Source organism: Halorussus gelatinilyticus, from assembly GCF_023238445.1.
Classification (GTDB): Archaea; Halobacteriota; Halobacteria; order Halobacteriales; family Haladaptataceae; genus Halorussus; species Halorussus gelatinilyticus.
The window spans coordinates 1,895,128-1,916,468 of the sequence record NZ_CP096658.1; the positions used below are offsets into that span (position 1 = coordinate 1,895,128).

A 21,341-nucleotide genomic window follows, 5' to 3' on the forward strand; every position below is an offset into this window, starting at 1 on the left:
CCGCGACACGGACTCTCCGGCTTCGAGCCTGTCGTCCGGTCCCGGTTACCTCCGAACCCGCACTCCGCGCCACCGCACGCCTTCCACGACCGCACCGACCAGCGAGACGGCGGCGACGACCAGCCACGGCATCTGCCTGCCGACCCACGCTGGCAGGACGTACTTCGAGATGGCGACGACGTAGCCGGCGTAGCGCCCGACCAGCGACTCCCGGCCGCCGTCGGCCAGATTCGCGTCGGTCGCGGTCGGGCGGTCGCTCGACCCTTCGGCGCGCGCGCCGTCGCTCCACTCGGCCGGCAGGCGGTCGGCCTCGTAGGGGAGCGCGCCGGTCTCGACCGCCCAGACGACTTCGCCCTCGTCGCTCACCTCGACCACGCGGTCGTTGTACGAGTCGGCGACCAGCGTGTGGCCGTTCGAGAGTCGGTCGGCGTCCCGCGGCCAGTCGAGTGTCCCGCTCCCGCCGAAGCGCCAGACGACCTCGCCCGACGCGTTCAGTTCGACCACGCGGTCGTGTTCGCTGTCGGCGACCAGCAGGTGGTCGTCGGCGAGGCGGTCGGGGTTGTGCTGTTCGTACAGCACGTCGCCCTTTCCGGCGAACCGGTTCGGGCCGACGACCGGTTCGACGCGGACCGACCGCTCGCCCGACTCCGAGCCGTTCCCGACGTGGAGTTCGATTACGGTGTCGAAGTTCCGGAGGCTGACCTGAAAGGCGCCCGGCCGGAGCCGGTCCACGTCGTTCATGTGCGTCCAGTCGCTCTCCGGTCCCATGCGCCGGGGCCGGTCGTAGGTCTCGGTCGCGTTCCACTCCCAGACGATTTCCTGCTGGCGGTTGACCGCGAACACGCGGTCGTTGCCCATGTCCACCATCACCCAGCGGTCCGCGCGGCCGTCGGCCCCGCTCCCCTTGGCCGGAACGGTGTAGTGGTCGGCGTCGTGGAGTTCGTGTTCGTGGAGTTCCGCGTCGTACCACGAGTAGTTCCACAGCACCTCGTTGCTCGACTGCTCGACGACTCTGAGGCTGTTCCGGACGCAGTTCGGGAACCCGTCGTTGCGGTAGCGCTCGGGGCAGTTCCGGTCGGCGACTTCGCTCGCCGTCGAGACCTGCACGCGGTCGGGACCGAGCGCCTCCACGTCGAACACGTCGTCGGGTTCGGCGTACTCCCAGACCACCTCGCCCGCCGGCGTGAGTTCGACCGCCTTCCCCTCGTGTTTGTACCCCTGTAGCGCGACGAGGGTGTTGTTCTCGGGCGACTCTGCGGCGACGGTCAGGCGCGGCTGGTCGGGCGCGGCCAGCACGCCGACCGTCGCGACCGCGATGCTGAGAACGGCGAGACACGCGAGTAACTTTGCACGGCGCTCGGACCCGGTTCCGAGCCAGTCGGGAAGACGTGTCACTGGCTGGGGCTATGAGTCGGTTGACGAAAACGGTTCGGTTCCACAGTCGGGGCGACGGCGTCCGTCGAGGGAGGCGAGTCCGACCGATTCAGGGCGCGTAGTAGTACTCGCCTTCCTTCTTCTGTTCGCGGTCCAACTGACTGCCCGGCTTGTTGATGCGCGGGCGGCCGACGTTCTCGTCGCGCCGGAAGGTGATGTCGAGGTTGGCGAGGAAGTCGTTCATGCCCTCGCGCATCCCCTTGGGCGCGCTCGCCCGCCCGTGGACCGCGGGCTCGCCGTCGAACACCATCAGCCGGTCGGCCAGCAGGTCGATCATGTAGATGTCGTGGTCGATGACCATGACCGTCGCGTCCTGCTGTTCGGCGAACCGCCGGATGGCGTTGGTCGCGCGGACCCGCTGTTCCACGTCGAGGTACGCCGACGGCTCGTCCAGCAGGTAGAGGTCGGCGGACTCCGAGAGGCAGGCCGCGATGGCCACGCGCTGGCGCTCGCCGCCCGAGAGGTCGGTGAGCTGTTGCTCCATGATGCGGTCCAACTGGAGCGGTTGGGCGATTTCGGTGTTCCAGTACGACGACCCGACGCGGTCGGTGATGGAGCGCAGGAAGCTGTCGGTCCGCATCGGCTGGTCGATTTCGATGTACTGGGGCTTGTACGCGATGTCGAGGTCGAAGTCGGCCTCGCCCTCGTCGGGTTCGAGTCGCCCCGCCAGCAGTTGCGCGAACGTCGATTTCCCGATGCCGTTCGGGCCGACGATGCCCAGCACCTCGTTCTCCCGAATCTTGCCGCCCTCGACTTCCAGTCCGAACTCGCCCTCGCCGTAGGACTTGCTGATGTCGGGGTACTCGACCAGCGTGTCGGCCCGCGTCACTTCGCGGGGCGCGTGTTCCTCGAACTCGATGGCGTTCGGCCGGATGCGCATGTTCTCGTTCTGGAGGTAGCCCTTGAGGTACTCGTTGATGCCGTTCCGGACCGATTTGGGCGAGGTGATGACGCCGTACGCGCCGGGTTCACCGTACGCCACGTGGAGGTTGTCCGCCACGAGGTCGAGGATGGCGAGGTCGTGTTCGACCACCAGCATCGACTTGCCGTGTTCCTCGGCCATCTCCTGAATCAGACGCGCGGCCTTCACGCGCTGGCTGATGTCGAGGTACGGCGTAATCTCGTCGATGAAGTAGAAGTCCACGTCGCGGGCGAGACACGCCACCAGCGCGACGCGCTGGAGTTCGCCGCCCGAGAGGCTGTCGATGTCCTGGTCAACGACGTGTTCGATGTCGAGTCGTTCGAGCAGGTCGTCCAAGACGCCGCGCTCGTCGGTCTGCTCCAGCAGTTCGGCGGTCGGGCCGCCGAACCGGTCGGGAATCTTGTCCACGTACTGGGGCTTGCGCGCGACGCTGACCTCGCCGTCGCGCACGTCCGCGAGGTAGTCCTGCAACTCCGTCCCGCGGTAGGCGTCCAGCACCGCGTCCCACCCCGGCGGGTCGGCGTGCTGGCCGAGGTTGGGCGCGAGTTCGCCCGCCAGAATCTTGACCGCGGTGGTCTTCCCGATGCCGTTCGGTCCGAGGATGCCAGTGACCTGTCCCTCCAGCGGGACCGGCAGACCGTACAGCGAGAAGGCGTTCTCGCCGTACCGGTGCACGGGTTCGTCCTCCAACTCCTGCGGGAGGTTGATAATCTCGATGGCGTCGAACGGGCACTTCTCGACGCAGATACCGCAGGTCTCCCCGAGGCAGATTTCCTCGCTGATGTGTACTTGGTCGGGGCCGCCCTCGTCGGCGTCCTCGCCGCGCAAGGTGATACACTCCTTGCCGGTCCGGTTGGGCGGGCAGTAGTTCTTGCACTCGTAACTGCACCGGTCCGGTTGACACCGCTCTAAGTCCACGACTGCGATACTGTCGTCCGCCATCGTTAGAACGTGACTCCGTTCGTCAGCAGAATCGTCCACGTCACGAACCACATCGAGAACGTCATGAACAGCACGTAGAGGTGGTCTTTCGTGGAGAAGTCCTCCACGTCGATGCCCATCACTTGGAGGACCGGCAACTGGGCGAAGACGAACCCCGCCACGATAGCCAGTCCGAGTTGGTCTTTGGCCGCGGTCCCGAGGAAGGCGGCGGAGACGAGCGCCGCCGCGATGCCAGCGAGCGTGGCGACTGCCGTCACCGTCACGCCCCTGACGTGGGAGGACCGCTGCTCGGATACCTGTTCGGTCGCCATGCGTGACGTTCAGGGACCCGAGTTGAAGGCCTTTTTGTTACGCGTGGGAAACTCGACGCCTCGCGGTTCCCGATTCGTCCGCGGCGCGGGATAGTGCCAGACGTTCTCAATACTTTTATACTGGTCGCGTGTTTCGATTCGTAACGATGGCAACTCAGTCCGAGTTAGAGGACATCGACGACCTGCCGCCGAGCGCGAAGTTGGTCTTCAAAGTACTCGAATACAAGGGTGCGCTCACCCAGAAGGAGATCGTCGAGGAATCGATGCTATCGGCGCGTACGGTCCGGTACGCGCTCGAACGACTCGAAGAACTGGAGGTAGTCGAGGAGGACGTCTACTTCGCCGACGCTCGCCAGAACCTCTACGAGATCGACGCCTCCTGCGACACGTCGGCCGACTGCGCCGACGCCAAGAACTGCGCCGACTGAGCGCGTCCGACCGTCGGTGCGGGCGAGCCGTTACCGAGGGCGAGATTGTTTTTCACGTTCGGGACCGACTCTGAGAGCGGAACCCGAGCCGAGAAGTCCGCTTACGCGCCGACGACCGTAATCGCCTGTTCGCGGTCGATGGCGCGCTCCAGTTCCTCGGCGATCGCACTGCCGCGCGAGACCTGAATGTCGCCGCCCCGCCCCACCGTCGCGGTGAACAGGTACTCGCCGTCGGCCTGCACCTCGACGGTCTCGCCCGCGTGGCCGTCGGTCGGCAGGACGATGTGCCGGGAGGTGATTTCGGGGGTCACGACCTCGCCGCGAGTCGCGCCGGCTCCGCCCGCACCGCCGGCGTTCGCGCCGCTCGCACCCGAAGCCGACTGCGGTTTCTCGTCGTGGGTGCGCACGTCGATGTCGATGCCGAGTCTGTTCTCGATATCGTCGATGCGGCCGCCGCCCTTGCCGATGACGTAGGAGATGTCGTCCTCGGTGACGTAGACGGTGGCGCGGTTCTGGCCCTGCACTTCCACGTCCACCGCACCGCGGGCGACCGACTGGATTTCGCGCTCGATTTCCTGTTTGGCCAGCTTCGAGACGCCGCTCTCCTCGCGCTCGCCCTCGTTGAGCGGCACGGTGACGACCTGCCGGTTGAAGGTGTAAATCTCGTACTCGGGGCGACCGGTCTCGAAGTCCTGAATCATGATGACCGGGCGGGCGAGATCCTCCTCCATCAGGCCCTCGGGCACCTTGACCTGCGTGGTCACGTCGTAGACCTTCTCGACTTTCCCGGCCTCGATGTAGACGACGGTGTCTACGATCTGGGGAATCATGCCGAGTTCGACCCGGCCGACGAGACGCTGGAGCGCGTCGATGGCCCGCGTCGCGTGGACGACGCCGATCATCCCGACGCCCGCGAGTCGCATGTCGGCGAACACCTCGAAGTCGTCGGTCTTGCGCACCTCGTCGTAGATGGTGTAGTCGGGCCGGACCATCAGCAGCGAGTCGGCGGTCTTCTCCATCTCGCCGCTCAGTTCTGTGTACTGGGTGATTTCGGGACCGACCTGGAGGTCGCGGGGCTTCTCCATCGTCTTGACCGCGAAGTCGTTGTCCGCGAGGAACTCGCCGACCGCCTGCGCGAACGTGGACTTCCCTGCGCCGGGCGACCCCGAGATGAGGACGCCGCGCTGGTGTTCGAGCAGTCGGTCTTTGAGTTCGTCGGCGAACTCGTAGTCCTCCATGTCGGTCTTGACTATGGGCCGGACTGCGGTAATTTCCCACGCGTCGGCGAACGGCGGTTCCGCGACCGCGATGCGGTAGTCGCGGAACTGGACGATGGTCATCCCGTCCTCGGAGAGTTCGATGAAGCCCTCGTTGCTCCGCTTGGCGGAGTCGATTATCTCGGTTGCGTACTCCTTGAGTTGCTCCTCGGTCGAGACCTCGTCGCGTATCTGCTGGTAGTGCATCTCGCCGATTTCCCCGCGCTTGGCCATCGGCGCGACCCCCGCCCGGAGGTGGAGGCTCATCGTCTGGTCGTCGAAGAACTCCTCGATGGCGAGGTGGCCGATTTCGGTATCGTCGGTCTTGGGCGCGATGTACTCCACGTCGAGGCCCTTTGCCTTCGCCACCTCGGCCTGCACGCTGTCGCTGGTGACGAACGTGGCGTCGTGGTCGGCGGCCAACTCCCGGATGTGAGCGTCGATTTCGCCCTCGTGAGCGCGGCCCGCGGCCTCGGGTTCCGGGCGCTCGCCGACGTATTCGAGTTCGACGTCGCCGTCGTCGGCGAGGTCGGCGAGTCGCTGGAGTTCCGAGAGACCGTTCCAACCGCTCTCCTGGCCGCGGTTGGCCTGCCCTTCGAGTTCGGCGACGACCGCCTCCGGAATCAGGACGGTCGCCCCCTCGAACTCGCCGTCACTAACGCGCTCGGAGATTCGCCCGTCGATGACGACGCTGGTGTCCGGTAGAACGTTCATGTACTCACGTTGGGTCGGCGCGCTCATAAGGAGTATGCTTCGAGGACCGACAGAGCGCCGCTCCGAGCGCGCACCGTTCCGAACCCGGTCCGAGGGCAACAAGCTTCAATCACGCGGACGACCTGTTTCCGACGGGACCATGCTCGATTCGCTGTCGGGGGAGCGGGCCGACCGCCTCAGTTGGCTCTTCGTGGGACTTCTCGTCGTGGCGATAGTCGAGAGCGTCGCGAGCCACGACCTCGTGTGGGCCGCGTTTCTCGGCCTGACGCTCGCGATTCTGGTTCTGCCGCCGCTCCTCACCGAGGACTGGGGAACCGTCCTGCCGCCGTCCGTGACCGCGCTGGCGGCCCTGCCCGCAGCGACGCGGGCGTTCGACCTCCCGTGGCTGACCGACTACGCGGTCTACGTCGGGGTCGCCGCGGTGGCGCTGGCGGTCGTGGTCGAACTGGCGGTGTTCACCGACGCCGAGATGGCCCCGTGGTTCGCCGACGCGACGGTGGTCATGGCGACGATGGCCGCCATCGGCGTCTGGGCGGTCCTCCAGTTCTACTCCGACCGGTGGCTCGGAACCGACCTCCTGCCGACGACCGACGCCGTGATGTGGGAGTTCGTTCGTGCGACCGTCGCCGGGGTCGCCGCGGCGGTCGTCTTCGAGGTCCACTTCGCGTATCTCGACCCGACCGACCGGCGGGCGTCGGACCTCTCGGGGGGCGAGCGCGGATGACCGGCCGACCGGCCGACTCCGACCTGCTGAACGAGGAGCGCGAGCGCTGGCTGGTCCGCCTGCTTCAGGCCGGACTGGCCGGTCTCGTCGTCTACGGGCTCTCCCGCGGCAAAACCGGGGTCGCGGTCAACGCGGCCGTCTCGCTGGGGGTCACGTTCGTCCCTGCGGTCCTGCGCCGGGACGCGGGCATCTCGCTGGACGTGAGCTACGTCCTCTGGATTTCGACCGCGGTGTTCGTCCACGCGGCCGGATTTCTCGGTCCCTACCGGAACGTGCCGTGGTACGACTCGGTCGCCCACGCCCTCTCCGCGTCCATCGTCGCGGGCGCTGGCTACGCGACGGTCAAGGCCATCGACCGCGAGTCCGACCGGACGACGCTCCCGAGCGAACTCCAGTTCGCGTTCATCCTCGTGTTCGTCATGGCGTTCCGCGTCCTCTGGGAGATACTGGAGTTCGGGACCGAGCAACTCGCCGCCACGCTCGGCGGGAAGGCCCTGCTGGTCCAGTACGGACTGGACGACGTGATACTCGACCTCGTGTTCAATCAGGTCGGGGCGCTCGCCGTCGCCGCGTTCGACGTGGCTCGCCCCGAGAGGGCGGCCGAGGAGGCCGCCGAGGCGGTCGAGGACTGAAGGCGGTGACCGACTGCGGGGAGTGACCGACTGCGGACGGTCGGCCGGGTGACGACCGCCGGCCCGCCCGACCGAAACGGACGACTAACTTATCCGCGCGAGTCACGTATCGCGGGCCATGCGTCACGAACACCTCGTGGTCACGGTCGAGGCCGACACGAAGGCGCGCATCGACGAGCGACTCGACGGCGGCGAGTCGCTCGAAGCGTGGGTCGCGGACGCCATCGAACGGAAGTTAGACGACGAGCACACCGCGACCGACGACGACGCCGCGGCCCGATTCGGCGACGCGGCCGCCGACACCGACCCGGACGACTCCGACTCCGACCGCGACGGGTCGGACCGCTTCGACTTCGACCGCGACAGGGCCGACGCCTCGGACTCCGGCCCCGCCGATTTCGTCCCGCGAGACGACGACTCCGGCGCGGACCGCGACGACGGCGACGACTACGACGAGGGCTTCGAGTACGTGGACGACTGTAGCATCTGAGGCTTCTGTGCGGGTTCCGCGGTCGGACGTTCGACCTGCGATTGCCGGCCGACCACTCCATTTCGGGCGCTCGGTGACGCAATCCACCGGAACGTGAGTGGTGACACAGGCCACCAGCGAACGCTCCGCGAGTCAACCGCCGCGTTTGGGTGGACTGAAAGGGGCCGGTCGCTGGCGTACAGTTCAGTCGTCTGAGCGACCACTATCCGGGCCGGGTGGTGCGGAGAGGCCCGGATATGTCGCTCAGACGACTGCCAGCGACCGGGGGCTTTCTAAGCCTTCTTCGAGTTCGCTGATACTGTCGTCACGCCGATACGGAAAACGCCCCGAAATTCCGCCGACAAACCCCGTTTTCGACCTATCGTCTCACTCCGACCACGTCACGTTCCGCGTCATGACGAACACGAGCAGGGCCATCAGCAGTTGGCCGAACAGCGCCTCCGCGGCCGCGATGGCCTGCGCGCCGAACAGGACCGGTTGCATGTCGCCGTACCCCAGCGTGGCGAAGGTCACGACGCTGAAGTAGAGGCTGTGGAGGAACACCACGAAGTTGTAGCGCAGTCCCATGCGGGTGTTGAAGGTGTACTCGACGGGCGTCCCGCTCGGCGTACCGGCGTGGACTTCGCCCAACAGCGGGAACAGGACGGCGCAGACGACGATGACGCCCGCGGCCGTGGCGATGACCCGCCACGGGTTCGACCCGTAGCCGGTCGTCCAGCGCCACGCCTCCTTGGCCAGCGCGCGGGGGTAGGAGCCGTACTCCCACGCCTCGCGCCGGCGCACGTCCTTCTGCTGGAGGTAGTAGTTCCGCGAGGCCGCGGTCAGACCGTTCTCTTGGGTGAGTCGCTGGAGTTCCTTGTAGGTCCAGTGAGACGCTTCGTAGCGGGTCATCCGGTCGCCGCCGCTCTCGTGCTTGCGCCGGACGCGGAGAGACGTGATGCCGTCGTCCTCGGCGTCGAGAAGTTCGTCCTCGTAGACGACGTTGTTGCCGAAGTTGGTGGACTCGTCGATGCGGGCGTTGTCGAAGACGGCGTAGTGGAGGCGCGCGCCACAGAGGTCGGCCTCCCGGAGGTCGGTGCGGTGGAACTCGGTGTGTTCGAGGTTCGACCCGCGGAGGTTCACCGACTGGGCGTCCACGCCCTCGAAGTGGGAGTACCGGAGGTCGCACCCGCTCAAGTCGGTCTCTTCGAGGTTACAGTTGACGAACCGGGCGTCGGTGATGGTCCGGCCGGCGAGCCAATCGGCCCCCGAAAGCTCCACGTCGCGGAAGATGGCCCCGTCGAGTCGGTCGCCGACGCTCGGCGCGGCGTCCTCCAGTTCGCGCGAGGGTTTCTGGGCCACGTCGGCGTGCCAGATGCACCGGTCGGTGTCGCCCCAGACCGGCCGCCAGCAACAGACCCCGCCGAGACCCGTCACCGCGCTGGCCTCGTGGGTGTAGCCGCATCGCCCCTCGGCGGTCGTCGGGCGCTCGTCAGCGACGCCTGCCGTCCGCTCTTCGTCCGCGTCCGCGCTCCGCTCGCCGTCTGCACCCCGCGGTTGCTCTTCGGGGACACCCCCCGACTCGCCGGGCGCGGACTGCGTCTCGCCAGACATAGGTCACGTAGTTCGCGCTCGCCCTTTCACTTTGTGCCCGATTGGTCAGGGCGACGACTGCGACTCAGTGCGTCTACCCACCGATTTCGCGACCTGCGCCGAGTCGTCCGGGGAGGAAACGGCGCAACCGGCGGTCGCCGCCGGTCCGCTCCTCCGGCGCGTCGCGGGGCCAGCACGCCTTTTCGCGCGGCGCACGTCGGACTCGACATGATCGACCTCGACGCGATTCACGAGGAGATTCGGTACATCCGGGAGGACACCGACGCCGACCGCGACGTGCGACTGAGCCTCGACTCCATCGAGGAAGCGCTCGCGGGGATGCGGTCGGGCGAGAACGACGCGCGACCGGACCGCATCAAGGAGATTCGCGCGGAAATCGACCGCCTGAGCGACGACGCCGGAGGCGAAACCGCCGACGAACTCGACCGGTTGCGCGAGCGAATCCGGGAGTACGAGCGCGAGCAACTGTAGCCGCCGAACGACTCCTCCGTTGCTCGACCGCGGGTGTGGCGTTCTCAACCGGCGAGATGGCCGCGTCTGGCGAACGCCGAGAGTCGTCGGAGCGACGGCCGACCAAACACCGACACCGACCAAGCACCGACCGAAGTCCCGAGTCGCCCCGCTTCCGCGACCCACGATTTCAAGCGGTTCGCGGTCCACGTCCGAGCCATGAGCGACGTCACCGAGTTGACCCGCGAACTCGTCTCGATTCCCTCCCACGAGGACGAGACCGAGGCCGGCGACTTCATCGAGGACTGGCTCCGCGCGGAGACCGACGCCGACGTGACGCGCGACGAGACCGGGAACGTCGTCGCCCGACGCGGCCCCGACGACGCCGCCTCGCTCGCGCTCGTCGGCCACCACGACGTGGTTCCGCCGGCCGACTCCCAGACCACCGCGGACGGCGGCTACGTCGTCGAGGAGCGCGACGGCCGCCTCTACGGTCGCGGGACCGCCGACATGAAGGGCGCGGTCGCGGCCGCGATGCTCGCGTTCCGGGACGCGACGCTCCCCGATTCCGGCCCCGAACTCGTCTTCGCCAGTTTCGTCGGCGAGGAGCAGGGCGGCGTCGGCGCGCGCGCCGCCATCGACCGGGGATTCGCGCCCGACTACGCCGTCGTCGGCGAAGGCTCGACGGGGTACTCCGCGCCGGGCGTGACCGACGTGGCGGTCGCGCACAAGGGCCGCCGGGGAAGCACCGTCACCGCCCGCGGCGCGGCGGCCCACGCCAGCGAACCCGAGTCCGGCGAGAACGCGGTCTACCGGGCCTGCGACGCGGTGGACGCGATTCGAGACCTCGACTTCCCGTCGGTCGAGGTGTTGGGCGAGGAGGTCCGGGGGAGCGTCGCCGTCACCGGAATCGACGGCGGGAGCGCGTGGAACGTGATTCCGGAGGAGTGCGAGGTGACGGTGGACGAGCGCACCGTCCCCGGCGAGCGCGCGCCGCTGGAGCGCGTCGAGGAAATCGAGGGCGTCGAGTGGGCGGTGGACCAAGACCTCCCGCCGATGCGCTGTGACGACGAGGACTTCGCCGAGACGGTCCTCGACGCGGCGCGCGAAGCGCAGGCAGAAGCCGAGAGCGCCCCGAAACTCGTCTCGAAGCCCCACGCGACCGACGCCGGCTGGCTCGCCGAGGCCGGGACGACCTGCGTGGTTTGCGGCGTCGCGGAACCCGGCGAGGCCCACACGAAAGACGAGAGCGCGAGCGTCGAAGTGCTGGAGCGGTGTTACGAGGTTTACCGGGGCGTCGCGGAACGATTCTGATTGTATTGTTTTATCGGGTGAGCGAGCGCCGAGTAGGGACTGAGAACGCCTCGAAAGCCCCGGTCGCTGGCGGTCGCTCGGCGACATCTCCTCGGCTCACTTCGTTCGCCTCGGAGAGGGGTCGCCGAGACGACCACGCAAACGCCAGCGACCGGCCCCTTTACCCCGCCCACGGTAGTTTGTGTCGTCGGGCGTCTGCCGGTGGTCTGCGCCGTCGGTCGTTTGCCCGTGGTCTGTGTCGTCGGGCGTTCGTCGGTGGTCCTCGCAGGGTCTGACCTTCGACTCGAAACCCGGCTTTTGATAACCTGTGACACCTTACGACCGGGCGATGTCAAGCGAAGCCGCCGACGAGGCGTCCGAGACGTACTCGGAGTTCATCGACAGGGTAGAGCGACTGACGAACCTCGGGCACGCCGGGGGCGTCCTCGGTTGGGACCAAGAGGTCATGATGCCCGAGGGCGGCACGCCCGCCCGCTCGAAGCAGCGCTCGGCGATCTCGACCGTGACCCACGAACTGCTCACCTCCGACGAGATGGCCGCGGCGCTGGACGACCTCGAAGCCGGCGAGCTGTCCGACGAGCGAGCGTCGGTCGTCCGCGAGGTCCGGCGCCAACACGACCGGGCCGCGAGCGTGCCGCAGGACCTCGTGGAGGAGATTTCCGAGGTCTCGTCGGAGGCGATGCCGGTCTGGCAGGAGGCCAAGGAGGAGGACGACTTCTCGAAGTTCGCGCCGACGCTCGAACGACTGGTCGAACTCAAGCGCGAGTACGCCGAACACATCGACCCCGACCGGGACCCCTACGAAGTCCTCTTCGAGGAGTACGAGCCGTATCTCGGCGTGGACACCGCCGAGCGCGTCCTCGAACGACTCCGCGAGGAACTGGTCCCGCTCGTCGAGGCGGTCCGGGAGTCCGACGCCGACCTCGCCACCGACACCTTCGAGGGTGAGTTCGACACCGACACCCAAGAGGACCTCGCGCGCGACGTGCTGGACACGCTGGGCTACGACTGGGACCACGGCCGTCTGGACACCGCGCCCCACCCCTTCTCGTCGGGCAACCAGTTCGACGCCCGCGTCACCACGCGCTTCTCGCCCGACGAACCGCTCGGCGCGCTGATGGCGACGGTCCACGAGTTCGGCCACGCGACCTACACCCTCGGTCTCCCCCGCGAGGAGTACGGCACGCCGCTGGGCAAGTCGCGGGACATGACCGTCCACGAGTCCCAGTCGCGCCTCTGGGAGAACCACGTCGGGCGCTCGCGAGCGTTCTGGGAGCGCTTCCTGCCGAAGGTGAAAGAGCGGTTCCCCGAGAAGCTGTCCGACGCCAGCGTGGACGACGTGTACGAGGCCGCAAACGAGGTCTACGAGGACAACCTCATCCGGGTCGAGGCGGACGAACTCACCTACCACATGCACATCATCGTCCGGTTCGAAATCGAGCGCGACCTGATTCGTGGCGACCTCGACGTCGAGGACGTGCCCGAGGTCTGGAACGACAAGTACGAGGAGTATCTGGGCATCCGCCCAGACTCCGACGCCGAGGGCTGTCTCCAGGACATCCACTGGAGCCACGGCGACTTCGGTTACTTCCCGACCTACTCGCTCGGGAGCGTGCTGGCGACCCAACTGTACGCCAGCGCCGAGGAGGACATCGAGAATATCGACGAGAAGGTTGCGGAAGGCGACTTCGACCCGCTCCACGACTGGCTGACCGAGAACGTCCACCGGCACGGCTGTCGGTACACCACCGACGAACTGATTCGGCAGGCGACCGGCGAGGACTACACCGCCGACTACTTCCTCGACTACGTGAAGTCGAAGTACGGCGAGCTGTACGAACTGGACGACTACCAGTAACTCGCTCAGTTCCCGTCTAACGCCTTCTTCACTTCTTCTGCCGTCGAGCGCTTCGTGGTGTTGAACAGGAACTCGCCGCTCCACCCGCCCGACGCCATCGCGTCGGCCAGTCCCGGTGCAATCGTCGCCTCGTAGAGCATCTCGCCCTCGAAGTACGTCCGGATGGGATGAGCGTCGCGGTTCTCGAACGCGCCGACCCGTTCGAACCGTCGGCGAACGCCGCGGTCCCCGCGTCGGTCAGTTCGATGGCCAACCGGTAACTGCCGCCTCTGGCCTGCTCGACCTCACCGACGGAGGCCACGTCCGCGCCGGTGACGAGTTCCACCTCGCGGTCGCCGTCCGCGACCACGATTCGGAACGCGTCGGGCGACGCGGCGCTCGTTTCCGCCGCGGTCGCCGTGGTCGCGGTAGCGTCGTCTGTAGTCGCGTTCTCGGGAGTCGCCTCGGCGTCGGCAGTCGGGCGCTAACGCACTCTGGGCCGCACGTCCGTTCCCTGCTGACGAACTCCACGCCCTTCGCCGCCACCCACATTTTGATACGTCGGGGAATCGAGACGACGGTATGGCCGACGCGTACGACGACTTACTCGACCGATACCGGCGAATCACCGCGCTACAGGACGGCGGCGGCGTCCTCTACTGGGACCAACAGGTGATGATGCCCGAGGGCGGCACGCCCGCTCGCTCGAAGCAACTCTCGGCGCTCTCGGGAGTCACCCACGAGCAACTGACCGCCGACGAGACCGGGCGACTGCTCGACGCCGCCGAGGACGAGGAGCTATCCGACGAGCAGTCGGCGGCCGTCCGCGAGATTCGCCGCGAGTACGACCGGGCGACGAAGGTGCCCGAGGAACTGGTCGAGGAACACACCCGTCTCCAGTCGGAGGCCCAAGACGACTGGCGCGAGGCGAAGGCCAACGACGACTTCTCGGCGTTCGAGCCGATTCTCTCGGACCTGCTCGACCTCCGCGTCGAGAAGGCCCAGCACATCGACCCCGACCGCGACCCCTACGAAGTCATGTTCGAGGACCGCGAGCCGTACCTCGAACTCGACACGGTAGAGCGCATCTTCGACGAACTGAAGGACGGACTCGTCCCGCTCATCGAGGACATCCGAGCCAGCGAGGGGATTCCGGACACCTTCGAGGGCGAGTTCGACACCGACGCCCAAGAGGCCCTCTCGCGCGACGTGCTGGACCTGCTGGACTACGACTGGGACCGCGGCCGCCTCGACACCTCGGCCCACCCGTTCATGTCGGGCACGCAGTTCGACGCCCGCATCACGACCCGATTCGACGAGACCGACCTGCTGGGCGCGGTCAGTTCGACCGTCCACGAGTTCGGCCACGCGACCTACGCGCTCGGACTCAGCGACGACGCCTACGGCACGCCGCTCGGCGAGTCGCGCTCCAGCGGCGTCCACGAGTCCCAGTCGCGCTTCTGGGAGAACCACGTCGGCCGGACGAAGGAGTTCTGGGAACTCGTCCTGCCGACCGTGAAAGACCGCTTCCCGCAGGTCTCGGACGTGACGCCCGAGCAGGCCTACCGGACCGCCAACCGCATCGAGTCGGACAACCTGATTCGGACCGAGGCCGACGAACTCACCTACCACATGCACATCATCCTCCGGTCGGAGATAGAGCGCGAGTTCGTCAGCGGCGACCTCGCGGTGAGCGAGATTCCGGCCGCGTGGAACGACAAGATGGAGGAGTACCTCGGAATCCGGCCCGACACCGACGCGGAGGGCTGTCTCCAGGACATCCACTGGACCGGCGGGTTCGCCAGCTTCCAGAACTACACGGTCGGGAGCGTCCTCGCGGCCCAGCTCTGGGCGACCATCGAAGAAGAACTGGACGACCCCCGCGGTCTCATCGCCGAGGGCGACTTCCGGCCCATCCGCGACTGGCTGACCGAGAACGTCCACCGGCACGGCTGTCGGTACACCACCGACGAACTGATTCGGCGGGCGACCGGCGAGGACCTGACCGCCGACTACTTCCTCGACTACGCCGAGGAGAAGTTCGGCGAGATTTACGACCTGTAGCGCTTCTGCTGTCGGCGACTCGGCCGCGGCCGAGTCGCCGACCGTCCGATGGCGTCCGTCGGGGAAAGAAACGAGTATCGTTCAGCAGCGACTCTCGTGGCGTCGTTCCGCTCGAAAAAGAATCGGTCGGCAACCGTTCCGGCGACGACTCGCCTACGCGCCCGCTTCCTGAAGCGCGTCCTCGAGTTCGTCGCGCTGGGTGACGCCGACGAACCGTTCGACGACGCCGTCGTCGTTCTCGACCACGATGGTCGGAATCGAACGGACCTGATACTCGTTGGCCACATCCTGATGCTCGTCCACGTCGATCTTCTCGAACTCGACGTCGCCCCAGTCTTCCTCCATCTCTTCGAGGATGGGGTCTTGGGTCTTGCAGGGTCCACACCAGTCCGCGTAGAAGTCCTTTAGCGTGACACTCATGGGTGTTCTGGCGGAACTATCCCCGCCTCGCGCATAAGGGTTTCCCACCCGCGTCGTGTTGCCGCGTTCGATTCGTCGCCGCGAGTCGGGTCGCTCCGAAAGGTTTACGCGAGGGGCGGCCGGACCACCGTACATGAGCAGTGGCCAGAACTCCGGCGGACTGATGTCCAGTGCCGGACTCGTTCGTTACTTCGACGCGGAGGACCGCAACGCCATCCGTATCGACCCCAAGACCGTCGTCGCCTTCGGCGTCCTCTTCGGCGTCCTCATCGAGATTCTGAACATCCTCGGACTGTAGTCCCGCGGGCCGTCAGTCCTTTTCCTCGCGTCCGCGTACCGATTCGAGATGCGTCACCACTCCGCCAGCGACGCCGAGCGCGAACCCGAACCGGACTCCGACTCCCCGCCAACCGCGAGGCCGCGCGCCCGACAGGTCCGCGACGGGGCGGTCGGCGGACTCGTCGCCACGCTGGTCATGACAGCGTATCGACTCCCCATCTCGCGGTCGCTCCCGCCGACCGCGCGCCTCTGGGCGCTCTACGTCGCGGGCGGCGACGAGGACGACCACCCCGTTCCGGCCGTCGTCCTCCACCTGCTCTACGGAACCGTCGCGGGCGCGCTCTTCGGCGCGGCGGGCGCGCTCCTCGGTGGCGACCCGACTCCGACGGCCGACGACGACGCGGAGGCCCGCCGCGAGGAGGTCGGCCTGTTGGCGGGCGTCGGCTACGCCCTCGCGCTGTCGTGGTTCGGCGAACGCGTACTCCTCCGGCGACTCCTCGGGATGGACCCCGACCGCGACGAGTCGCTGGTGTTCCACGTCGGCCACGTCATCTACGGGTTGACCCTCGGGACGTGGATCGGGTCGCGCGTCAGCCATCCCGAGGATGGCTGACGGGTTACCGGAAATAGGGTCACGAGCCAGTCACGAGACGCGTGACTGAACGTGAGCGGAAGTAGGGTCACACGTCAGTCGATTTTCGAGCGACTGACTCGTGACCGGAAGTAGAGTCACGAAGCGGCGACCGATAGAAAGTATATCAGGAACGTGCCCGTAGCGCCCGACGTGTCACCGAGCGATACGCTTCCGAGCGTCGAGGGACCGCTGGCGGCCGACCGCCTCGCGGAGGCGGTCGGGGACGCCCTGCCGGACGCCGACTTGCGCGAGGCGACGCCCATCGAGGCAGGCAAGAACGCGGCGTATCGCCTCGTCGTCGCGAGCGATGGTGACGAACGCGAACTCGTCCTGAAGGTCGGCGACGGCGAGTTCGCCGGCGGGTACCGCGCCGAACCGCGCGTGCTGTCGGCGGTCGGCGAGCGCACCGCGATTCCGGTCCCCGAGGTCGTCGGCACCGGCGCGTTCGGCGACGACCCGTACTTCCTCGCCGAGCGCGTCCCCGGCGCGAACCCGGCCTGCGACCCCGAATCGCTCCCGCCCGAGGCCTTCGAGCGCGTCTGCGCCGCGGCGGGCCGCAACCTCGCCGCGCTTCACGACGCCTTCCCGGCGGGCGACTGCGACCTGATTCCCGCCGACGGGTGGGGCATGCTCGCGTTCGATTCCGGGGCCGACGCGCTCCACTTCGCCCGCGAGTTCCCCGACTGGTCGACCTATTTCGAGGCGTGGCTGACCCGCAACGTCGAGCGACTCGCGGACACTCGGTTCGACGACCTGCGGCCCGCGCTCGCCGACCGCGCCGAGGAGTTCGCCGCAGACGTTCGGACGCTTGCTCCCTTCGAGTCGGTCCTCACCCACGGCGACTACCGACTCGGAAATCTGCTGGTGGACCCCGAATCCGGCGCGACGAACGGCGTCGTGGACTGGGCGACCCCGACCGCCGCGCCGCCGACGTGGGAACTCGCCGTCACCGAGGCGATTCTGATAGACTGGCCCGCGCTGGACGACTCGCGGCAGGAGCGACTCCGGACCCGCCTCTACGAGGGGTACCGCGAGGTGAACCCGGAACCGCTCGACGGCGAGGGCTTCGAGACCCACCGCCGTCGCTGTCGGTTCGGCGCGCGACTCCGCCTGATGGTCAACCTCGGCGAGGAGATGGCCGGACGCTCCGAGTCGGCGGTCGAGGCCCGCGCCCGAGAACACCGCGAGGCGCTGCGCGAGTTCGGGGTGGAGGCGTAGATTCGAGCGGCGACCCGTTTTACCGGGAGTGTGGAGTCCCGAAGACACCCCGATAATCGAGACGCGCAACTTTTGACGGCCGACTCCCTACGCCCGGACATGACTCTCAGAGCGGGCGTCGTCGCGGTGCAGGGCGACGTGAGCGAACACGCCGAGGCGGTCCGGCGCGCGGGCGAGGCCCACGGCCGCGAGACCGAGGTCGTCGAAATTCGAGACGCCGGCGTCGTCCCCGACTGCGACTTCCTCCTGTTGCCCGGCGGGGAATCGACCACCATCTCCCGACTGCTCCACGACGAGGGCATCGCCGAGGAAATCGTCGCTCACGTCGAGGCCGGCAAGCCCGTGCTGGCGACCTGCGCGGGCCTCATCGTCGCCTCGACCGACGCGGGCGACGACCGCGTGGCGACGCTGGACCTCGTGGACGCGACCGTCGAGCGCAACGCCTTCGGCCGCCAGAAGGACAGCTTCGAGGCACCCATCGAGGTCGCGGGACTGGACGAGCCGTTTCCCGCGGTGTTCATCCGCGCGCCGGTCATCGGCGACGTGGGCGAGGGCGTCGAGGTGCTGGCCGAGTGGGACGGCCGCCCGGTGGCGATTCGGGACGGGCCGGTCGTCGCCACCTCGTTCCACCCCGAGCTGACGCCCGACTCGCGGATGCACGGCCTGAGCCTGTTCGAGACCGACGCGCTCGCCGGGGAAGCGACGCCGGAGTAACCGACGCCGCGAGGCGAACGACTTTCCCACTTCGGTCCGAAGGCGCGAGCATGGCAGACATCGACGCCGACACCCTGCTTCCCAACCAGCGAATGCGACGCGGCGCGCAAGACGGCGAAATCAGCCAGATTCACCGCGGCCAGCAGTACGCCGAGGAGGGCGACCGCTTCGCGGTGGACGGCGACGCCTTCGAGGTCGTGGCGGTCCGCGAGCGCACGCTCGGCGACCTGACCGACGAGGACGCCCGAAAGGAGGGAATGAGAGACTTGGAGCAGTACCGCGAGATACTCGACCGCGTCCACGACGACTTCGAGTGGGACGACGACAGCGAAGTCGTCCTACACCGGTTCGAGCGCGTCGAGTCGTAGGATTTCGGGCTTTCTTTTCCGACGGTCGTGGCTGTCGGTTCCGACAGAAATCGAAGCGTCGAAGCGAGAACTCGGGAAATCGAGAATCCGACCGACTCACCGACGCTCGCGCAGTTCCGCGCGCAGGTCGGCGAGGTCCATGTCCTTCATCGACAGCAGGACCAGCAGATGGTACACGATGTCGGCGCTCTCGTGGGCGATTTCCTCGCGGTCGTCGTCCTTCGCGGCCAGCAGGAGTTCGGTGGTCTCCTCGCCCAACTTCTCCAGCACGGCGTTCTCGCCCTTCTCGTGGGTGAACAGCGAGGCCGTGTAGGAGTCCTCGGGCAGGGTCTCCTTGCGGTCCTCCACGACCGCGAACAGTTCGTCCAAGATTGCCGCGGTGTCCTCGGAGTCGGCGTCCGCCGACGCGGTGCCCTCCGCGGAGGTCGATTGCTCGCCGGTCATGCTCCCAACTCCGCGACCTCCCGGATGTCCTGCAACTCGTCGAACTCCGTGCGGTCGCGCCGTCCCGAGGTGAACACCTCGTCCGCCACCTCGATGGGTGCGTTCGTCCGGGCCGCCAGCGCCAGCGAGTCGCTGGGCCGGGCGTCCACCTCGGCCTCGCCCCGCGGCGTGTCCACGTGGAGGTCCGCGATGTAGGTGTTGTCCTCCAGCGCCGAGACCACGACTCGCGTCACTCGGCCGCCCAACTCCTCCACGAGGTCGAGCGTGAGGTCGTGAGTCAGCGGTCGCCCGACGTCCTCGGCCTCCATGCCGCGAGCGATGCTGACCGCCTCCTCGAACCCGATGAAGATGGGGAGTACGCCCTCGTCGTCGTCCGGCGCGAGGACGACGACCGGGACCGGCCCCTCGTCGGTCATCGCAACTCGCACCGCGTCGATCTCGACGTCCATGCGCCTACCGACGGGAGCCAGAACAAAAAGTCTGCCCTACTGGGAATCGAACGCCTCCGGGCGACTGCGAGGCCTGAAGCGAAGACGCGCTTTGAAGCCGCCCGCTCGCGGTCGCGGTCTCGCAGTTTGCTGTGCTGTCGCGGCTTGCTGTACTATCGCGGCGCTGTGCTTTCGTCGGCACGGGACGCTGACTCCCGACCCGAACCAGCACCGATTAGTCGCCACCGGCCCAATCCCCGCCAATGACCGACCTCGGCAAGGTAGACCGCGCGTTCTTCGACCGGTACATCTACCCCAACCTCGGGGCCGACCGCTCCGACGTGGCGCTCGGACCGCAACACGGCGTCGACTTCGGCGTCGTGGAGGTCGGCGAGCGGGCGGTCGTGATGGCCAGCGACCCCCTCTCGCTCGTCCCGGCGCTCGGCTTCGAGAAGGCCGGGTGGTTCGCGGTCCACGTCGCGCTCTCGGACGCCGCGGTCTCGGGCATCCCGCCCTCCCACCTCTCGGTGACCTTCACGCTCCCGCCGGAGATGACCGACGAGGAGTTCGGCGCGGTCTGGGAGGCGTTCGACCGCGAGGCCGGCGAACTGGGCGTCAGCATCGTGACGGGCCACACCGCCCGGTACGGCGGTTGTCGGTATCCGTGGGTCGGCGGCGCGACCACGCTGGCGGTCGGCGACCCCGACGAGGTGGTCCGGCCCGACGGCGCGTCGCCGGGCGACCGACTGCTCGTGACGAAGGGTCCCGCGGTCGAAGTCGCGGGCTTTCTGGTGACGCTGTTCGAGGACGCGGTGGACCTCCCCGACGCCACCATCGCCGAGGCCAAAGAGCGATTCTGGGATATGAGTCCGGTCCGGGACGCGCTGACCGCCGCGGCCGCCGGTCCCGTCACCGCGATGCACGACGCGACCGAGGGCGGACTCCGTGGCGCGCTGGTCGAGATGGCCGAGGCGGGCGGCGTCCGCCTCGACGTGGACTCGTCGGCGATGCCCGTCCTGCCCGGCGTCGCCGAGTCCTGCGACTTTTTCGGCATCGACCCGTGGGCCGCGACCAGCGAGGGGACGCTCCTGCTGACCGTCGAGTCGGGCGGCGTCGAGTCCGTCCTGTCGGCGCTCGACGCCGAGGGCATCCCGGCCGCCGAAATCGGCGAGGTCCGCGAGGGCGATGGCGTCTTCGTGGACGGCGACCGCGCCGAGAAACCCGAGTCCGACCCCTCGTGGGAGGTCTTCGAGGAGTACGCCGAGAAAGCGGGACTGGAGTAAGCCGGCGAGCGTCCACCGCCGACCAAGCTTAACCGCCCGGAGAGCGTACGTGGTCCGGTATGACCAACTGGTACGCAGTCGGGGTCGGATTCGTCGTCATGACCGTAATCGGCGTCGTCGGCCTCGCGATTCCGGGTCTCGGCCAACTCACCGCGGGACTGGTCGGCGGGTTCGTCGCGGGCTACGTGGCCGCGGGCGGGGCCGGACGCGGCGCGTGGCACGGCCTGCTCGCGGGGTCGCTCGGCGGCATCGTCGTCGCCGCCGTCTTCGGGGTCGCGGTCGGCGTCCTCGGGGCCATCGGACTCGGCCCGTTCGGTCCCCTGCTCGGCGGCGGGGTCTTCTTCGTCGCCGTGTTCGTCGCGCTCGTGATGGGGCTGGAGAGCGCGCTCGCCGGGGCGCTCGGCGGGTGGATAGCCGAGGAGTAGAAGGTTTATTTCGGGGG

General features: G+C 67.9%; 24 protein-coding genes. 15 read left to right on the top strand and 9 right to left on the bottom strand.

The window, feature by feature from the left end; genetic code table 11:
• Window positions 1-45 precede the first annotated feature (45 nt).
• The 3 genes from M0R88_RS09790 to M0R88_RS09800 form a co-directional block, all read right to left on the bottom strand.
• Window positions 46-1,395, bottom strand: coding sequence for a hypothetical protein (locus M0R88_RS09790; protein ID WP_248653329.1), 1,350 nt, complete (start codon window positions 1,393-1,395; stop codon window positions 46-48).
• An 88-nt stretch (window positions 1,396-1,483) separates the two neighbouring features.
• Window positions 1,484-3,298, bottom strand: coding sequence for a ribosome biogenesis/translation initiation ATPase RLI (locus M0R88_RS09795; RefSeq protein ID WP_248653330.1), 1,815 nt, complete (start codon window positions 3,296-3,298; stop codon window positions 1,484-1,486).
• A gap of 2 nt (window positions 3,299-3,300) precedes the next feature.
• A complete protein-coding gene (locus tag M0R88_RS09800) occupies window positions 3,301-3,609 on the bottom strand; it encodes an EMC6-like membrane protein (RefSeq protein WP_248653331.1) in 309 nt (102 codons plus the stop codon).
• 146 nt (window positions 3,610-3,755) lie between these two features.
• Here M0R88_RS09800 and M0R88_RS09805 point away from each other — a divergent pair, with 146 nt between their 5' ends.
• Window positions 3,756-4,037: a winged helix-turn-helix transcriptional regulator gene (locus M0R88_RS09805; protein WP_248653332.1), complete on the top strand. Its 282-nt coding sequence runs from the start codon at window positions 3,756-3,758 to the stop codon at window positions 4,035-4,037.
• Window positions 4,038-4,138: 101 nt separating this feature from the next.
• Here the strand turns inward: M0R88_RS09805 and M0R88_RS09810 are convergent, their stop codons facing one another.
• Window positions 4,139-6,007 (bottom strand): PINc/VapC family ATPase, encoded by a 1,869-nt coding sequence (locus M0R88_RS09810; protein ID WP_248653333.1) that lies wholly within the window; start codon window positions 6,005-6,007, stop codon window positions 4,139-4,141.
• 139 nt (window positions 6,008-6,146) lie between these two features.
• Between M0R88_RS09810 and M0R88_RS09815 the strand changes: the two genes are divergently transcribed.
• From M0R88_RS09815 to M0R88_RS09825, 3 genes are all read left to right on the top strand, one after another.
• Window positions 6,147-6,731 (top strand): hypothetical protein, encoded by a 585-nt coding sequence (locus M0R88_RS09815; protein ID WP_248653334.1) that lies wholly within the window; start codon window positions 6,147-6,149, stop codon window positions 6,729-6,731.
• Window positions 6,728-7,363 (top strand): DUF2238 domain-containing protein, encoded by a 636-nt coding sequence (locus tag M0R88_RS09820; protein WP_248653335.1) that lies wholly within the window; start codon window positions 6,728-6,730, stop codon window positions 7,361-7,363. Before M0R88_RS09815 ends, M0R88_RS09820 begins: the two co-directional genes overlap by 4 nt.
• A gap of 118 nt (window positions 7,364-7,481) precedes the next feature.
• On the top strand, window positions 7,482-7,853 hold the full coding sequence (locus M0R88_RS09825; protein ID WP_248653336.1) for a hypothetical protein: 372 nt from the start codon (window positions 7,482-7,484) through the stop codon (window positions 7,851-7,853).
• Window positions 7,854-8,219: 366 nt separating this feature from the next.
• Here the strand turns inward: M0R88_RS09825 and M0R88_RS09830 are convergent, their stop codons facing one another.
• Entirely contained in the window at window positions 8,220-9,446 is a 1,227-nt protein-coding gene (locus tag M0R88_RS09830; protein WP_248653337.1) for a pentapeptide repeat-containing protein, read from the bottom strand.
• 207 nt (window positions 9,447-9,653) lie between these two features.
• Here M0R88_RS09830 and M0R88_RS09835 point away from each other — a divergent pair, with 207 nt between their 5' ends.
• From M0R88_RS09835 to M0R88_RS09845, 3 genes are all read left to right on the top strand, one after another.
• Entirely contained in the window at window positions 9,654-9,917 is a 264-nt protein-coding gene (locus M0R88_RS09835) for a DUF7553 family protein (protein WP_248653338.1), read from the top strand.
• Window positions 9,918-10,115: 198 nt separating this feature from the next.
• Window positions 10,116-11,210, top strand: a complete 1,095-nt coding sequence (locus tag M0R88_RS09840) for a M20 family metallopeptidase (RefSeq protein WP_248653339.1) — start codon at window positions 10,116-10,118, stop codon at window positions 11,208-11,210.
• Window positions 11,211-11,538: 328 nt separating this feature from the next.
• Window positions 11,539-13,068 (top strand): carboxypeptidase M32, encoded by a 1,530-nt coding sequence (locus M0R88_RS09845; RefSeq protein WP_248653340.1) that lies wholly within the window; start codon window positions 11,539-11,541, stop codon window positions 13,066-13,068.
• Window positions 13,069-13,073: 5 nt separating this feature from the next.
• On the opposite strand, the gene M0R88_RS18655 is transcribed toward M0R88_RS09845, so the two are convergent.
• Window positions 13,074-13,208 carry a hypothetical protein gene (locus tag M0R88_RS18655; RefSeq protein ID WP_256468557.1) on the bottom strand — a complete coding sequence of 45 codons (135 nt, stop codon included), beginning with the start codon at window positions 13,206-13,208 and terminating at the stop codon, window positions 13,074-13,076.
• A 421-nt stretch (window positions 13,209-13,629) separates the two neighbouring features.
• Between M0R88_RS18655 and M0R88_RS09850 the strand changes: the two genes are divergently transcribed.
• Window positions 13,630-15,111 (top strand): carboxypeptidase M32, encoded by a 1,482-nt coding sequence (locus M0R88_RS09850; RefSeq protein WP_248653341.1) that lies wholly within the window; start codon window positions 13,630-13,632, stop codon window positions 15,109-15,111.
• A gap of 153 nt (window positions 15,112-15,264) precedes the next feature.
• Here the strand turns inward: M0R88_RS09850 and trxA are convergent, their stop codons facing one another.
• Window positions 15,265-15,531 (bottom strand): thioredoxin, encoded by a 267-nt coding sequence (gene trxA / locus M0R88_RS09855; protein WP_248653342.1) that lies wholly within the window; start codon window positions 15,529-15,531, stop codon window positions 15,265-15,267.
• Between the two features lie 133 nt (window positions 15,532-15,664).
• Between trxA and M0R88_RS09860 the strand changes: the two genes are divergently transcribed.
• The 5 genes from M0R88_RS09860 (at window position 15,665) to M0R88_RS09880 (ending at window position 18,744) form a co-directional block, all read left to right on the top strand.
• Window positions 15,665-15,829: a preprotein translocase subunit Sec61beta gene (locus M0R88_RS09860; protein WP_135852105.1), complete on the top strand. Its 165-nt coding sequence runs from the start codon at window positions 15,665-15,667 to the stop codon at window positions 15,827-15,829.
• A 48-nt stretch (window positions 15,830-15,877) separates the two neighbouring features.
• Window positions 15,878-16,423, top strand: a complete 546-nt coding sequence (locus tag M0R88_RS09865; protein ID WP_248653343.1) for a hypothetical protein — start codon at window positions 15,878-15,880, stop codon at window positions 16,421-16,423.
• Between the two features lie 171 nt (window positions 16,424-16,594).
• On the top strand, window positions 16,595-17,662 hold the full coding sequence (locus M0R88_RS09870; RefSeq protein ID WP_248653344.1) for a phosphotransferase family protein: 1,068 nt from the start codon (window positions 16,595-16,597) through the stop codon (window positions 17,660-17,662).
• A gap of 99 nt (window positions 17,663-17,761) precedes the next feature.
• Complete coding sequence (gene pdxT / locus M0R88_RS09875) at window positions 17,762-18,376, top strand: pyridoxal 5'-phosphate synthase glutaminase subunit PdxT (RefSeq protein ID WP_248653345.1); 615 nt, start codon at window positions 17,762-17,764, stop codon at window positions 18,374-18,376.
• Window positions 18,377-18,426: 50 nt separating this feature from the next.
• Window positions 18,427-18,744: an ASCH domain-containing protein gene (locus tag M0R88_RS09880; protein ID WP_248653346.1), complete on the top strand. Its 318-nt coding sequence runs from the start codon at window positions 18,427-18,429 to the stop codon at window positions 18,742-18,744.
• Between the two features lie 96 nt (window positions 18,745-18,840).
• Here the strand turns inward: M0R88_RS09880 and hisE are convergent, their stop codons facing one another.
• Both hisE and M0R88_RS09890 read right to left on the bottom strand, forming a co-directional pair.
• Entirely contained in the window at window positions 18,841-19,188 is a 348-nt protein-coding gene (gene hisE, locus M0R88_RS09885; RefSeq protein WP_248653347.1) for a phosphoribosyl-ATP diphosphatase, read from the bottom strand.
• Complete coding sequence (locus M0R88_RS09890) at window positions 19,185-19,637, bottom strand: bifunctional nuclease family protein (RefSeq protein ID WP_248653348.1); 453 nt, start codon at window positions 19,635-19,637, stop codon at window positions 19,185-19,187. Before M0R88_RS09890 ends, hisE begins: the two co-directional genes overlap by 4 nt.
• Window positions 19,638-19,879: 242 nt before the next feature.
• On the opposite strand from M0R88_RS09890, the gene M0R88_RS09895 reads away from it, so the two are divergent.
• Both M0R88_RS09895 and M0R88_RS09900 read left to right on the top strand, forming a co-directional pair.
• Window positions 19,880-20,899, top strand: a complete 1,020-nt coding sequence (locus M0R88_RS09895; protein WP_248653349.1) for an AIR synthase family protein — start codon at window positions 19,880-19,882, stop codon at window positions 20,897-20,899.
• A 59-nt stretch (window positions 20,900-20,958) separates the two neighbouring features.
• The gene (locus tag M0R88_RS09900; RefSeq protein ID WP_248653350.1) at window positions 20,959-21,324 is read left to right on the top strand and encodes a DUF5518 domain-containing protein; all 366 of its coding nucleotides are present in this window, start codon (window positions 20,959-20,961) and stop codon (window positions 21,322-21,324) included.
• Window positions 21,325-21,341 lie beyond the last annotated feature (17 nt).